The organism is Pseudoalteromonas sp. DY56-GL22 (assembly GCF_041414715.1).
Taxonomy (GTDB): Bacteria; Pseudomonadota; Gammaproteobacteria; order Enterobacterales; family Alteromonadaceae; genus Pseudoalteromonas; species Pseudoalteromonas simplex.
In genome coordinates, this window is sequence record NZ_JANHZR010000007.1 from 107,310 (window position 1) to 122,364 (window position 15,055).

The 15,055-nt window shown below is 38.8% G+C and carries 10 protein-coding genes and 1 pseudogene; 5 read left to right on the forward strand and 6 right to left on the reverse strand.

Going from position 1 to position 15,055, the window contains the following annotated elements:
* Nucleotides 1–154: 154 nt before the first annotated feature.
* Genes NO991_RS15610 through NO991_RS15625 form a run of 4 tightly spaced genes read right to left on the reverse strand, consistent with a single transcriptional unit; the run spans nucleotide 155 to nucleotide 6,942 of the window.
* Nucleotides 155–619, reverse strand: a complete 465-nt coding sequence (locus tag NO991_RS15610) for a hypothetical protein (RefSeq protein WP_008113385.1) — start codon at nucleotides 617–619, stop codon at nucleotides 155–157.
* Entirely contained in the window at nucleotides 616–2,700 is a 2,085-nt protein-coding gene (locus NO991_RS15615) for a hypothetical protein (RefSeq protein WP_008113384.1), read from the reverse strand. The genes NO991_RS15610 and NO991_RS15615 overlap by 4 nt, the downstream gene beginning before the upstream one ends.
* Nucleotides 2,697–5,468, reverse strand: a complete 2,772-nt coding sequence (locus tag NO991_RS15620; protein WP_135923588.1) for a hypothetical protein — start codon at nucleotides 5,466–5,468, stop codon at nucleotides 2,697–2,699. The genes NO991_RS15615 and NO991_RS15620 overlap by 4 nt, the downstream gene beginning before the upstream one ends.
* Nucleotides 5,452–6,942 carry a site-specific integrase gene (locus NO991_RS15625; protein ID WP_075594024.1) on the reverse strand — a complete coding sequence of 497 codons (1,491 nt, stop codon included), beginning with the start codon at nucleotides 6,940–6,942 and terminating at the stop codon, nucleotides 5,452–5,454. Before NO991_RS15625 ends, NO991_RS15620 begins: the two co-directional genes overlap by 17 nt.
* Nucleotides 6,943–7,027: 85 nt before the next feature.
* Here NO991_RS15625 and NO991_RS15630 point away from each other — a divergent pair.
* The 3 genes and pseudogenes from NO991_RS15630 to NO991_RS15640 all read left to right on the forward strand — a co-directional run.
* Nucleotides 7,028–7,285: pseudogene (locus tag NO991_RS15630) on the forward strand (PhoH family protein); the annotation flags it as partial.
* Nucleotides 7,286–7,346: 61 nt separating this feature from the next.
* The gene (locus tag NO991_RS15635; RefSeq protein ID WP_371352173.1) at nucleotides 7,347–10,775 is read left to right on the forward strand and encodes an ATP-binding protein; all 3,429 of its coding nucleotides are present in this window, start codon (nucleotides 7,347–7,349) and stop codon (nucleotides 10,773–10,775) included.
* Complete coding sequence (locus NO991_RS15640; RefSeq protein WP_054552684.1) at nucleotides 10,744–11,667, forward strand: diguanylate cyclase; 924 nt, start codon at nucleotides 10,744–10,746, stop codon at nucleotides 11,665–11,667. The genes NO991_RS15635 and NO991_RS15640 overlap by 32 nt, the downstream gene beginning before the upstream one ends.
* 37 nt (nucleotides 11,668–11,704) lie before the next feature.
* Here NO991_RS15640 and NO991_RS15645 read toward each other — a convergent pair whose 3' ends face one another.
* Nucleotides 11,705–12,085: a DUF3192 domain-containing protein gene (locus NO991_RS15645; protein WP_054552683.1), complete on the reverse strand. Its 381-nt coding sequence runs from the start codon at nucleotides 12,083–12,085 to the stop codon at nucleotides 11,705–11,707.
* A gap of 163 nt (nucleotides 12,086–12,248) precedes the next feature.
* On the reverse strand, nucleotides 12,249–13,193 hold the full coding sequence (locus NO991_RS15650; RefSeq protein WP_300543431.1) for a D-2-hydroxyacid dehydrogenase: 945 nt from the start codon (nucleotides 13,191–13,193) through the stop codon (nucleotides 12,249–12,251).
* 94 nt (nucleotides 13,194–13,287) lie between these two features.
* Between NO991_RS15650 and zntR the strand changes: the two genes are divergently transcribed.
* Nucleotides 13,288–13,701 (forward strand): Zn(2+)-responsive transcriptional regulator, encoded by a 414-nt coding sequence (zntR, locus tag NO991_RS15655; RefSeq protein WP_194442228.1) that lies wholly within the window; start codon nucleotides 13,288–13,290, stop codon nucleotides 13,699–13,701.
* Entirely contained in the window at nucleotides 13,685–14,914 is a 1,230-nt protein-coding gene (locus NO991_RS15660; RefSeq protein ID WP_300416747.1) for an SO_0444 family Cu/Zn efflux transporter, read from the forward strand. The genes zntR and NO991_RS15660 overlap by 17 nt, the downstream gene beginning before the upstream one ends.
* The last annotated feature ends 141 nt before the right edge of the window (nucleotides 14,915–15,055 follow it).

A 15,055-nucleotide genomic window follows, 5' to 3' on the forward strand; every position in this document is an offset into this window, starting at 1 on the left:
GCATGAACGGGGTCGCTAAGCGTCCTCTTTGTAGAATTAAGTTCACATATCCAGATCACTCTGACCGTCTCTTGTTCGCTCTTGCTGCCTGTCAGGTGAAGTCTAAGCCTAATCAACAAAACTGTAAGTTGAGATATGAGCTACTACATCTAATCTATTGTTTCGTTGAAACTAATTCAATAATTTCACCAGTAGACGTATCCACTCTTATTTCTGTATGTTGCCCTGAATGCTGAAGTTGATTTTGTAAATCGGCATTAATCAGTTTGAGCTTATCTATTTCTGCGTACATTTCACTCAACAACACTAATAACTTTGTATCTTTATTATCGATTTCCTTAGTGCCGATATTATTTTTTTGCTTTTCTTTAGCAAGCTTGCTTTTTAGTTCGGCTACCTTTGTTCTGAGTTGTTTTATTAAATTATCTTTATTTTTTTCTTCCCAAGTTAATTGAGCTTTTTCAATACTTTCTCGTAACTTTACCCATTTTTCTTCTTCTTTAGATAGATTCGCAATATTTCTTTTAGCTCTCGTTGCTACTGCATTTTTGGTTATCTTGCTGCCATCAGATTTCATCTCTTCAAAAGCACGTTTTATATCATCATATGCGCTACTCATGCTTGTTCTCCTTGGTTTGTATGCGCTTTGCCTTCATCTAATACATAGTCAGCTGCTGCTATATTATTTTTCCAGTGAATAGCAAATAGCTCGTAATCTTCTTGCTCTTCTGTGGTTGATGCTGCATATGCCTCTAGTTTCTGGGTCGCATCTTTTTTTATCACTTGCCAATTGACCTTGTGGCGTTTGGTAATGATTTTACTACCACAATACACACAGCCACTAGGGATTCCTGCTCCTTTTATCTTGCAAGCTTCTCCCGCAGTGCAGTACCCCGTAGGCAAGCCACGTATGTTTTTAATATTTTTGACGAGAAATTTTTTCAGTTCTTCAATTGAACTGAAATGGATCTGCTTAATCACAGTCGAATCTTTACTTTGACTATCAGTAATACCTATTATCAGATCTTTAGATGTTTTATTAATTTGCTCACCAGCACCACCTTTAAGTGATTGTGACTCGGCTTCATCTATTAACTCTTCTGCAACACGGTCAATTAAAATCTCATTAAACTCTTCAGTAGTTTTAATTAAAGTTGTTGAGGCCAAAAATGCTCTTCGAGTATAAACAAACGTCATTAGGCTGGTTAAATGTTTAAATTGATATCTAATATCATCAAGCTCACCTAATTTATTGGCAATGACAAAGTAGGCCAACGTATGTCGAAACATGTGAGCGGTTAATCTAAACGTATCGCCTTCTTCGTATGGGACACCTCTATTCTCTCCTCTAACTTCTTTGTAGTTAGATTCAAGGCGTTCAAGCTCTGCTATATCATCATCGTCTAGAGTTAAGTCAAAAAGCTCAATGTTTTCACTGTTTTTAACCTCAAATTTTGTGAATCGCCCAGCATCGCTAAAACTAACACTACAGCTACTATGTGAAACCCCGAAAAGACGGTTTCTTTCTAACCCTTCTTTCAAGTTGTGTGCTTGACTACTTGTTATATTGGCTCTGCATGAAGAAAGTACAGCTTTTGCCCTTTCTTGCATACCGAACACATATTTTTCGTAAATACCAACACACTCATGTACTTCAGCGTTTGAAAACCATTCCATCTCAACCTTACTGTTGTCGGTTTTGGTCATGATTGCCGTAATGTAATAAATATCATCTTTGTAATTGGCACAGCCAACCTTGCATGTAAGTACTTCGTTATATCTCATGCCTGTATAGGCCAAGATATTAATGTATGTGGCTAATTTTAAATCTTCTAATTCTTCGGATAATTGAATGAATTCCACTTCATCGGGTAAGTTTCTTACATGTTTTGCTATTAGCTCACCTGTACTAATTTTGGGCGGTGGTTCAACGGAGCCTTCATTTAAACTATCTATTAAGCGTGCATTTAATTCTAGCCATCGTTCTATCTTATCCTTAGAGTTTTCAACTATTTTTTCTGCAAACTTCAGAATTTTTTTCATTACTTTAGTAGGAATGACAGGGTGCGAATAAGTGACTGGTCTCGGATGGTGTAACTCGTTTAGTTGGTTAAGTACATCAATAAAAACACTACACACCTTAGGGCCAAAAAGACGAAAGCTGCGCTGCACGTCAAATAGTTTAGTAAATGAGTGTGATTGTCTGTAAATAGCTATTTTCCTGACTTCATATAAATAGTCTTTTATGAGATTCCTAATAACTAAGTCAGATTTGAACTCCAACTCATGAAATGAGTGATAACCTCTTTGTCTTAAGAAGGCTGCAAATAAATTTAGATACGTTACATCATTTTGAAGTGTAGAGATTTTTAGAGGTTTACCGCCTACAACATCACCATGTGTGAGTTTAATTAGTGAATAAATTCGAATTTGATATGCTAATTCATCAACACCTTTAAAATTCACATTTCTTTGCGTTTCTTCATAGCTTATCCAAGTGTCATCGCCAAAGTGAATAGTGCCATGTTTAGCAATATTCAATGCTCTGTTTTCCCACAAAGCAATCGAATTAAAAGCGCTAGTATCATCAACTTTAAAATCTTCTAACACCTGAACCAAAGGTTTTATAGTGATTTGACCTGTATGTGTTTTTACAACAGCGATATCAAGTAGTTTTGTTTTAGTTATCTCTTTGGTCATAGCAAACCTGTGTTTTTCCAATGAGGATGAATACCCTCTGTTCTCAATAGTTCTTTTCCATCAGTCACAGCTTGAGCATTAAGCTTGGCAATATCAGCTAATATTTCGTTAACCCTATTTTTCAACTGCTCTATGTTTTCCAGTTGCTCTGTTATAGAGTCAAATGTTGCGGCTGAGTTTTCCATATCAGCAACAACAAAATCCCGGTATGACAAAAGTTTCCAAACATGCAATGCGTCAGCAACACAGCGATAGAACGGACACCACAAGCATGCGTTAAAGTCGGCACATGCATGCTCGTTTGTATCTCGCTGGTCTAATAATTTCCTGTTTTGTGATTCGAATGCCACTACTGCGGATTTATCTTTTGAGTTAATGCATGTGCCATTCGGGACTTTTTTACCGTCTTCTGGTGGAGTCTGCAAAATGATTACTTTGTCGGTAACATCGCGAACAAAATAGTCTGCCATTGTTTTTGTCGCTCTGTTGATTGTCATTGCAACATCTTTGTTATCTTGCATTAAATAATGACGCAAGAACGTTTCATAAGAGTGCTTGCCAGCTTTTTGATACCACTTAAATTCTTTGGCAACTTTTCGGTAAATGTAGTTAAGCCCTGATTTTCTGATCTTTTGCGAATTAAATACGATATCACACCCAAGCTCAGTCAATATCCTATCTATAGTGGTCTTGAAACGTGATGCTGTTAATAATTGAATCTTTACTTCTCCAATACTATTTACTTTGGGAAAAACAAAAATTCTTTTTGATAGGTTCTCAATAGAAGGGCGGTAAATAGACGTAAGTTTAGTCGCAGCCTTAATATCAAATATTACTGGTTCGACAACGTCGCCGTATAAGACGCCTTCTTTTTCTAGATCTTCGGCTTGAATTTCAAATTTATGCCATTGTGTTTGATAATTAGCTCGGCGTTTAAATAAACGAAGAGCAGGAGTTTTACTTGAATGTAATGGCGTGTTAAAGAAAAATAAGTCGTCAGTATCAAGCTCTAGCGTAGGAGTTGAATTCCAACCAGTTTTCAATATGACTTTTGCTGCATAAAGTGTAACTTTGTCTTTAATTGTGAGTAAGGTCTCAGAAAGCCCTTTTTCTATGTAATATGCTAATTCTACTACTTCTCTATATGAGTAGAGCTTATCTTGATTCTGAGAGAGTTGCTCTTGATGTTGTGCAGTTAATTCGGTGTTGACCGGAAAGCTTTTAATAGTATCTAGACCATAAAACGATAGTAATTTGTCGATAGCGCTCTGATATTGATTACCAACAAAAACCGACAAGTCGCCTTGTTTTGATTTTAGTTGAATTGCCTCTCTTATAGCCTTTAGTATCTCACAGTTATTTTCAACAAAAGCATGAACCCCATGACTGGCAATAAGCTTCATTTGTTCATCTGTTAATGATGATGCATTTTCTTTCAATGCTCTAGCCATACTACCTATGTAACCTTTGAGAGTGACGATACCTATGCTCTCGCCATCAATTCGCTTTGTAAAAACTTTATGGTATTCGACTAGGTTTTGATAAAATTTATAGGCATTGTCATATACCCACTCATGCTTCTGCCATTCGGTAGTGTCACTTTCTTTAAGGTAATAGCCCAATGAGTAGGGTAATAAACTTTCCTTTGCGATTTTTTCACCCGTAACAAAGTGGTAAAGGTCCAATGCAGCGTTTAGTAGCAGTAAAAACTGCTGGTTATTTTGAGTTTCTTCTTGGTAATGCTTATAAAGGTATTTAAATCCCTGAAGGCCATTTTCTGCAAACCCTTGAATTCCACGCTCACTAAGCAGCTTAATTATTGGTGATGCTACGCTACCAGCACTATTCAACCACCTTGGAAATGATAAAGTTGAGGATCTAACTCTTGTTGTATTAGCTTCCGAAGCGCTTGCTATCTGATTTTTCAAAAAAGCATCAACTTCATTGCCAAATTTGGATGATATGCTTTGTGCATACCCTATTACTTCGGCTTCAGTTTTAAATTGATTGACTCTAGCTTTACCCCACACATCGGGTAGTATAAATTTTAAAAAAGTACGGAAGTTGTGATTGCATATAAATGATGAAACGAATTCCCTATCCTGTAATGTTGCCAATAATGGCAGTTTGACGCGTTCAGTATTCTTAAAAGTATCATGTAGACAAAGATTTATAATAGCTGTCGCAGTTTTGAGGATATTGTCCCTAATAGAAGAATCTTTGAGGCTTAATTCTGGAAGGACGAGATAGTCCAGATATTTATTTAGTAATTTACGAATCTCTTTTACTTGATGGAATTCAAGTTCGAATAATTTAGTTATGTCGATTGAAGTAGCCCCATTTACTAGCCTAAAAGGAGCGTTGATAGCGTTATCATAAAAATGAAACTTAGCTAAGTTTTCTAAGGCTTCTTCTATACGAGTAGCATAACTAGGTAGCTTGACATCATTTATTTCATTAATGCAAAAGTATTCCAGTTCTTGCCAAATTTCAAAGTCTGATAGAGCATTTAATCCCGAAGTTTGAATTGATGTCGCAGTATCTGTACTAACCTTATTAAGGGCTAGAGGAAGAGTGTGTTGTAAACTGACACAAGCATTCCGCAAGCGACTCATTGAAATAGCAGTGTCGTCATCTGCGCTAATATTGTTTTCTTTGTCATATGCCCTGTTAAATAAAACGTCTAACTGTTTGGCTAGAACAATTGAATGAGGTTTAAATCTAGCAGGAATACGATTGGACTTCCGCGTTTTAACTTGCTGCTGCATCTTCAGCCTCACGCATCAGTAATTCGTCAACATCACCGTAGATATCTTTCACCCACTCTGACATTGCTCCGTATGCATCCACTGCTACACTTTTGGCAAAGTCGATGTAACGTTTGGTTGTTTTAAAACTTTCGTGACTCATCAAGGTCATTAGTGTCTGTCTGATGGAACTCTCCGATTCACCTTTGTCAATTAGGTATTTAGCGACATAAGTAGCAAAGGTAGCGCGTAAGTCATGGAATGTGCGTAATAGTATTTCTAATCCCTGCTTCCTTTGTTCTTTTCTAACTATGGAAATAGTATTCCCCGGTGTATCTTCGCTTATCCGCGATCCTGAACTATTCATAAACAAAGGAAGCGGATGTTCACTATTGTCCATACCATGATTAGTCTCATGTTTGGTACGTCGCTTCATATTTTGAATTGTCAAAGTGTGATTGTACAAAAGCTTCATTAGAACTCGCGCTATTGTTAATCTCACTGGCTTATGTCCTTTTCGTACAATGTTCAATTTTGGAATACGTTTCTCGTTTTCTTTTTCATCAGGATCAAAAAGGTCTTTCTGGTCGATGGCTGAAATCTCAAAAGAACGAAGTCCACCTAGCAAAGCACATTGCAAATAAAGTTTATAAGTCTCTTTTTGAGCTGTATTCGTCTCCAGTAATTGTTTAAGTTCTTTTGGAGAATATGGTTGTAGACCTTTGTCTGGTGAGTCTTCTTTTTGTTTCAATGTATTTGGAATGCTCAAATTACTGACCCATTTCCATAAGCCCCCAGAACGATTGTTGCTGGTAGGTAATTGAAACAACGAACTGACACCTGATTTAGCTTTTGTTTTAATACGTACCTGTTTATATTCGAGCGAAAAAGGGAGGCTATCTATAGCCCCGCGTTTATGACTCCATATATAGAATGCTTTAACCGCTCTAATTCGTTCTTGAGCACTGTTAAAGCTTATGCGTTTAGACTTATCTTTGGTTTCGATTCTTTCACACAAATGCTCGTGATATCTCCACACAGGTAACCTAGAAATCTCATCATCTACAGACTGTTTCGAAAGTGGCGCGGCTATTACTTCAAAATAGGATGCACCATCTTTATCCAACCAATCTAAGAAAGCTTTTAAGTGCTTAGCTATACTGCGAACAGACTTAACATCTAATGGCTTTCCCGGTTGGCTGGCATGATAAGCGTCACTAAAAGCCTCATTGTCTATTTGATTCTTTTTGAGACTGAAATGACCTTCAAAGCGGTGCATTAAAAATAAGTTCATTTCTTGGCATTCTGTGAAGCGAGTCGGGTGATATAGCACTGGAAAATTAGGTTCTATTTTATCGTGCCTATATGAGTGAGTTCTGATGCCTTTTTCAGTCTTAATAGGTTGCCCTGATTTATCGAGGTGAAAAGACATTCCTTTTCCAAAGTTGACTGATGTTTTAATTATTTTAGTTTTTGTTGTATTTCGAAGTATCATTTTCGTTCACCTTTGATTCTTAGCTAGAGTATGTGTGTAAAAACTTTTTTGTTCAAGTTTATTAAGGGTATGATAGTATTATATCAATTCGGGGGTGATTTTGGATGAAAGTCAAAACTTAACTGCTTCACAACTGAAGACCATTATCACTCGCTGCGGCGAAGGCACTAAACTCATTTGCTCAGGAAACCTAGCGCAAATTGATAGTAACTACCTCACGCCTGTCACCTCAGGCTTAACCTATATTGTTGAACGTTTTAAAGATTTTCAGGGCAGTGCCACCGTTAACTTAAACGGTGTGGTACGTAGCCGCTTAGCCAGCTTTGCTGAAGAAAATTTATAACTTGCCAGTATTCCTATGCCTCGTTAACCTAGCTTTATCGAGGTAAGGTACTTATAAGCCAGTGAATTTTTTACCGTTAAAGCATTACTATCGCTCTTTAGCAGTGGCACTTATTGTGCCGCTGTTAGTGGCGTTTTTTTTGTGTTTACACCTATATAATTTAAAACTTGAGCGGGCGATAGAAAGCAGGCAAAGCGGGTTTAATAATATATCCGCTCAGCTTAGCCATGCGATGAGTGCCGCAGATGGCCTTATAGACACCATGTTCAAGCTTTACGAGCAGCCACTTTCTTATGACTTTGATCCAAGTTGGGCACGCAATGTGAATCAATATGATCACTATTACTACCAAAGTGTTGGCGATGGAGTGGGGGAGATAGTCGGGCAAGGAAAGTTTGCCTCAACCGCTTATGCAATTAATCAGTGGCGGCGAGTTATCGCCCTTGGCCCCTCTTTTAATACTACCCTGTCACTTGTTCAATCTTTAGAAGCCGTGGCTTATGTTAATGAGCAAGGTTTTGTTTATATTAAGCGCCGAAGTACGTCAAAAAGTGAATTCTTGACCAGTGTGTTAGATAACAAATTTAGGCCTCAATTAGTTAATAGTAATAAGCTTTCCTCAAGCTCTGTGTTGACAATTAATGGCCATGCTTATTTTGCAATTGGTAAGCAACGAGCAGCCAATAGTAGTGATTACATCGTGTTGATTTATGATCTTAAAGCAATTTCTAGCTGGTTAAAGAAAATAGCGCCTAACTATGGTGAGTATATTTTTATCAATCAAGATAACCAAGTTATTGCCAGCTCAAAAACAGCGCTTAACACTGCCATCAGTGCCAGCGAATATTGGCCGAATGTTGCTGTCGATATGCGCAAGAATAACCACAGCCATTTAGTGCAAGAAGCAACAAATTTACCTATTTACACTCGTTTCTATGAATCAAAGCAGGCCCTGAGTGAACCTGTTGGCTACGACATCTTTTTAGAATTCGCGTTTTTGAGTGTGTTTTTAGTGATGATGTTCAGCGCTGTTTTTTGGCTGAGTCAACGTATTTTTGTAAAACCAATGACGCACTTAATGAATTACCTTGAGCAGCATGATGAAGGTAAACAAGCGTTAGTTCATTATCGTATTCCTGTCGATTGGCAGCCTTGGTTCAGCCGTGTAAAACGAGTGTTTAGCCGCAATGAAGAGCTCGTCCAATCATTACAAGAGGCGAATAAAGCGCTTGACTCTCAGGTACAGGTAAAGTCAAAACAATTGCGTCGTAGTATTGATGCGAAAGAACGTCACTTAGCGTTATTAAATACCATGCTCAATAACGTGCCGGATCTTATTTATTTTAAGAATATTGATGGCTCGTTTTTAGGCTGTAATAAAGCGTATGAAGGCTATATTGGTTTGCCACAAGAGAAGTTAGTAGGCCAGCAATTATGTGATATTAGCGATGATAACGGCGAGTTAAATGAACTTGAGAAGCAGGTTTTAAGAGACAAAAAAACGTATCAAACTCGTCTTTCAAATTATGAGAAAACTTACCTTTTTAGCATTGTGCCATTTTACAACGAGCACCAGCAATTTCTTGGTACCATGGCGATTGGTCGTGATATTACCGAGCAGTATAATGCACTGAATGCACTACAAAGCTCAGAAGCGAAATTGCGCAGTGCTATGGAGTACGCAGCGAATGGGGTGCTTCTGGTATCACTTGAAGATCAAGTGCTGCAAGCAAATAAAGCGGCACGAAAAATCTTTGCAATTGAAAACGTTAATGGCCTCGAGTTGACAAACTTATTTGCTGAGCAGTCTTATCAGACGTTGAAAAATACTCTGACAGAGCTGCTGCATGAGAAGAAAAAAGTTTATCACTTTAGTCTTGAGCAGCAAGAACAGCAGCGCTGGCTGCAAATTAGTGTGTCCCTAGTTTGGAATGCCGAGCAAACACCAGATTATTATGTTGTTCATGTACAGGATGTGACGGATTTAGTGCAAGCAAAAGATGATGCTGAGCGGGCAACGCTCGCTAAAAGCCGCTTTATTGCTAATCTCAGTCATGAAATACGCACACCACTCAATGCAGTACTAGGCTTAATTGATGTTATTGCATTGCAAGGGCTAACTGAGCATCAGCGCACTCATGCAGAGCAGGCAAAAACAGCAGCTAATAGTTTACTGACGCTTTTAAATCGAATGCTTGATTTTGCACGTGCCGAAAGTGCTCAACTGGAAATGAATAAAGCGCCTATGAGTTTATCTGATCTAATTGATTTTAGTCGAGGCGTGATCACTCCCTTATGCACAAATAAAGGCATTGATTTTATCATTGACCGTGACGAGAACATCAACGAATTCTTAATTGGCGACCAAATTTGTTTGCAGCAAGTATTAGCCAATTTATTGACAAATGCAGCCAAGTTTACTGAACAAGGCACAATAACTCTGTGTTTAGAGCTGATTGAAGAGTCTTTAGAGCAGCAACTAATTTGTTTTACAGTTAAAGATACAGGTATAGGTATAAATAAGGCTGATCAAGGGCGGTTATTTGATGCTTTTACGCAAGGAGATGAGTCTTTAACACGCTCTCATCAGGGGGTCGGTTTAGGTTTAGCGATTGTTAAATATGAAGTCGCTTTAATGGGCGGAGAGATAAAACTTGATAGTGAAAAAGGTAAAGGCAGCAAATTTAGTTTTTGCTTACAGCTAGATAAAGCATCAGGACCTACAAAAAGAGAATTAGTTTGTTTGCCTTCGAGTACTGACTTATCTGGACTTTTAGTACTTGCAGTTGATGATAATCCGCTTAATTTGAGCATCATTAAGAGTATTTTGGAGCAAATAGATATTACTGTCATTTGTGCTCTAAATGGTAAAAAAGGTATAGAAATTGCTAAAGAGATCAAGCCTGACGTAATTTTTATGGATATTCAAATGCCTGTGATGGATGGTTGCCAAGCGACGCGAATTATTCGTCAATTATACACCAAAGAGCAAATGCCGATATACGCGCTTACCGCTCATAGTGAGGCTGCAGATATTGAGCATTCAATTGCGGCAGGAATGAATAAACACCTAACTAAACCTATTGTTGCGAGTAAATTGTTTTTAGCAATGAGTGAGCTTAAAAACTCAAAAGAAGCTTTTTTTGATAAGGCTTTTATCTTATCTCAGTTTGGAAATGATAATAATTTAGTATTAACTATGTTGTCGAAGTTTGCGACTATGGCAGCAGAGCAGTTAATACAAATTTCTACATTAAAGACTACCGACGAGTTGATCCGCGTGGTGCATAATGTGAAAGGATCGGCTGGTAACCTTGGGTTTAAACGATTGTCAGCGTGCGCTCAGCATTGCGAGGCTACACTAAAAGCTAAAGGTGAACTTTCCGAACAATTAATTGATGAGTTGCAATGCCAAATAAAACAGGTTATTGCCTTTATCATCGAACAAGGATCTACTGATGTTGAAAAGAGCCAAGGTACTGATTGTTGATGACGATCCGTTAAACCGCTTGGTATTAGAAAAAACATTACAGCAAGACTATGATGTTTTTTGTGTTGAGAGTGGCGAAAAAGCACTGACGTTTCTAAAAACACAAAGTGTGGATCTGTTGATCTTGGATATTGTAATGCCAGGAATCGACGGCTATGAAGTACTCAACAAATTAAAAGAAAACGCAACGACAAGCATGCTACCGGTAATCTTTATCTCGGCAAATACTAGCCATGATGATGAAGCTAAAGGGTTAGAATTAGGGGCGATGGATTACATCACCAAACCTTTTAGTGCAGCGATCGTTCGTGCACGTGTGCGCAATCAATTAATGATCAAACAAAAAAATGACTTGCTTGAAATGCTCGCCTCAATTGATGGCCTAACAGAGATCCCAAACCGACGTTATTTAGATGAAAACTTAGCGCGAGAGTGGCGTCGTTGTCGTCGTGATCAAACACCATTATCAGTATTATTAATGGATGTTGATCACTTTAAACGTTACAACGATTGTTATGGTCACCGAGCAGGCGATGATTGTTTAAAACAAATTGCTCATGCCTTAGTTGGAGCATGTGAGCGAGGTAGTGACTTTGTTGCTCGTTATGGCGGTGAAGAGTTTGCAGCAGTACTTCCAAATACCTCTGCAAAAGAAGCTATGTCGTTTGCAAACAAATTACGTAATGCCGTTAATGAGTTAAACATTCCGCATAAAGCGTCACTAAATGCCGACCATGTCACAATTAGTATTGGTATTGCGACCACGGAAAATGGCCAGGTGTATGCAGAGCAAACATTACTTGAAGAAGCTGATTTAGGTCTTTATCAGGCAAAAGATGCTGGGCGTGATCAGATAGTATCGAGAATGATAGCTATGAGTGAACATAAGTAGGCAATAGCTGCCTACTTACAGAATTTAAATATGCAAGCTAGCCATTGCTAAGTGATTTATAAATCGTATCACCCACACCAATTAACTTATCATTTTTAAATACCAGTGGTGTACATTCGTCTTTAGTCATCTTGCCATCAGAGTGAATGCTATGGGTTGCATAGAATAATACTTGGTAAACATCATCACCTTGCTTTAATAACTCGGTAAAGTTAGGAGTATTTAGTTTGTTTAATACAGTTTGGTAGCTGGTATCTAATGCAAGGTTAGAAATCACTTCACGGTTATTTTTATGCTGCTTTTGCCAGCTAGATGAGCTACCAGCCCAATGTGTGTCTGCTTCACCGTCAGAAACAGCAATGACACAACCAGTTAAAAATGGTGCAGTTAGCGCGGCAATTAGAAGTGCTTTTTTCATGTTATTTTATCCCGTAGAAATTGTTTTATAGTTGTTCACTTAATTGCAAACTACTTGCCAAACTTATAAAAGTAAATTAAATCAGTTTCTTAGGTTGTTTTTAGGTAAAGAGCCAAGTAATAAATTACTAACTACTTAGCTCTATTGACTAATAAATTGCGATTTAGACCAACCTGTTACGCATCTCGCCTTGATTAAATGCTTGGATATTCAAAGCAATTTCGTTAACTAAACGCACGATAGATTCTTGGCTGGCCCAAGCAATATGCGGAGTAAGTAATAAGTTTGCGCCTTTATACTGTGCCAGCGGATTTGATTGCTCTGCAGGTTCTTTACTGAGTACATCAACACCAGCTCCGGCAATAACATTATTAGCTAATGCGTCAGCTAAATCGGCTTCATTGATAATCCCACCACGAGCAGTATTAATAATGATAGCTGTCGGTTTCATCATGCTTAATTCTGTCGCGGCGATTTGGTTGCGTGTTTCATCAGTAAGTGGGCAGTGAACACTAATAATATCTGCTGTGGTTAGAGCATCATTAAAACTAACACGACCTTCACGAGGTGCATGGCCTTTTCGTTCACTGATGATGACATTAGCACCGAAAGCACGCGCTACATCGGCAACGGCTTTACCTAGTGAACCGTAACCAATAATTGCCAATGTTTTGCCTGCAATTTCTTTAAAGCTGTAATCTAAACGGCAAAACATAGGACTTTGCTGCCATAAGCCTTGCTGGCAATCATTAATATATCTGTGAGTATTGCCCAGTAAGTTAGTGATGAGAGTAAAGGTGTGCTGCACCACGCTCGGTGTTGAATAGCCCGCGACATTGGTCACCGCAATGCTATGCTCTTTGGCTGCTATTAAATCAATGTTGTTAGTCCCTGTCGCTGCAACACATATTAATTTTAAATTAGGTAATTTGCTCATGGCGTGCTGATCAATCACCACTTTATTACTGATAACGATATCGGCATCTTGGCAGCGCTCAACAACCTGTTCTTTAGCGGTTAAATCGTAACAGGTTAATTTACCTAATTGCGCTAAAGCATCTAACGATGTGTTGGCTAATGTTGCTGCATCAAGGACAGTAATATTCATGTGCTTTCCTTTTTTAATTTATTGCTTGACCTTGGGGTGTACTCCAAGGTTTATAGTGAGCATAATAAATAAACGCTTCACAATGGAGACGGTGATGAAAATAGGTGAGTTTGCCCGTCAGTTGGGTGTCTCAACAGATACGCTACGGTACTACGAAAAGCATGGTTTGTTAACGCCTAGTTCGCGTTCAGACGTGGGATATCGTTTTTATTCTGAGAATGACCATAAACAAATGGCGTTTATTCTCAGAGCAAAGAATGTTGGCTTTAGTTTGGCTGAGATTAAAGAGTTGCTGCAAATTAAGTTTCATAAAGATCAGCATTCTTGTCATGAAGTTAAAGAAATGACGTTACAAAAACGTGACCTCGTTGCACAAAGAATTGCAGAGCTTACTCGCTTTTATGACTCACTTTCATTGTTGGCAGATAAATGTTGTGGCGGTGAAGAGCCTGCTGAAAACTGCTCAATACTAACGACGCTGGAGGATATCGATGGACTTACTCAATAATTTTTGGCATCTGTTTTTACTCTCAGCACCTTGGTTAATGCTGGGCTTATTCATAGCAGGTCTTCTCAATGTATATTTGCCTGCTAACTTTCTTAACCGGCATTTAGGCAAAGAAGGGTTGTGGACCACAGTTAAAGCAGCCTTTATAGGTGCTCCAATGCCCTTGTGCTCATGTGGTGTGATCCCAGCAGCCATTGGTTTAAGAAGAGCGGGGGCATCGAAAAGTGCCACCACCGCATTTTTAGTTTCAACCCCTGAAACAGGGGTCGATTCGGTTTCGGTATCTTATGTGTTGCTAGGCCCATTTATGGCGATAATACGTCCTATTGCCGCCGTGTGCAGCGCCATTGTGGCCGGCGTCTTAGTGGGGAAAGACAGTGAACTCCAACAAGTACAAAGTACAGAATCAGATAAAGAAAGTACTAAAGCAGACTCTTGTTGTAGTAGTAAACAGCCAAAGCCTGTGACCACAACGAGCTGTTGCAGTAAAGAGGCGCCAGCAAAGCCCGCACAAAGTTGTTGTAGTAGCAAGGAATCGCAACCAATACAGGAGCAGCAACAAAGTTGCTCAACAGAAAAAGCAGCGCCTATACAGAAAAGCTGTTGTAGCAGTGAGCAGCCAACCAAAGCCGTTGAAAGTCGTTTTAGCAAAATGAAACGCGCGGTGAGCTTTAGTTGCAATAAGCTGCTTGAAGACACCATGATTTGGCTAATGATCGGTTTATTCTTTGCAGCGCTTGTACAAACTTATGTACCAGAATCTTTTTTAAGCCAGTGGGGGAATGGCATCCTTGCTATGCTGGTGGTTATTTTAATCAGTATTCCTATGTATATTTGTGCAACTGCATCGACACCTATAGCGGCAGGTTTATTACTCAGTGGTGTATCTCCGGGGGCGGTGCTGGTGTTTATGTTAGCTGGGCCGGCAACCAATATCGCAACGCTTGGTGTCGTTGGTAAAGAGCTTGGCAAGCGAGCGGTATTTGCCTACCTAATAGGTGTGATTGGCACGGCACTGGCTTTTGGCTTTTTAACCGATTATTTAGTGGCGCAATATGGTTTTGTGGTAGCGCCGATGATGGGTGAAGAGCACGAGGTTCTACCTCATTGGTTAAGCCTTGCTGCAGGTATTGTGTTGGCAATTTTAATACTCAGATTGCTGTTAAAAATGGTATTAAAAAAATCCTCGCAAACTGGTAAGAGCATTGCTTAATTAATTGTTATAGATAAATATTTTATACATTGATTGGCATTTAATTTGGTTAACTATCGCGTCTCGGTTCGCATTTAAAATTGCCTGAGTTATAATCCGCCAATTATTTTTAACGGCACGCTCAGCGTGCCGTTTTTTAAC

Excerpts from the sequence above, each read along its gene's own strand:
- NO991_RS15645 (WP_054552683.1), bottom strand. The coding sequence starts at position 12,085 with ATGAAAAAAGCACTTCTAATTGCCGCGCTAACTGCACCATTTTTAACT.
- NO991_RS15640 (WP_054552684.1), top strand. The coding sequence starts at position 10,744 with ATGTTGAAAAGAGCCAAGGTACTGATTGTTGATGACGATCCGTTAAAC.
- NO991_RS15660 (WP_300416747.1), top strand. The coding sequence starts at position 13,685 with ATGGACTTACTCAATAATTTTTGGCATCTGTTTTTACTCTCAGCACCT.
- NO991_RS15650 (WP_300543431.1), bottom strand. The coding sequence starts at position 13,193 with ATGAATATTACTGTCCTTGATGCAGCAACATTAGCCAACACATCGTTA.
- zntR (WP_194442228.1), top strand. The coding sequence starts at position 13,288 with ATGAAAATAGGTGAGTTTGCCCGTCAGTTGGGTGTCTCAACAGATACG.
- NO991_RS15620 (WP_135923588.1), bottom strand. The coding sequence starts at position 5,468 with ATGCAGCAGCAAGTTAAAACGCGGAAGTCCAATCGTATTCCTGCTAGA.
- NO991_RS15625 (WP_075594024.1), bottom strand. The coding sequence starts at position 6,942 with ATGATACTTCGAAATACAACAAAAACTAAAATAATTAAAACATCAGTC.
- NO991_RS15615 (WP_008113384.1), bottom strand. The coding sequence starts at position 2,700 with ATGACCAAAGAGATAACTAAAACAAAACTACTTGATATCGCTGTTGTA.
- NO991_RS15610 (WP_008113385.1), bottom strand. The coding sequence starts at position 619 with ATGAGTAGCGCATATGATGATATAAAACGTGCTTTTGAAGAGATGAAA.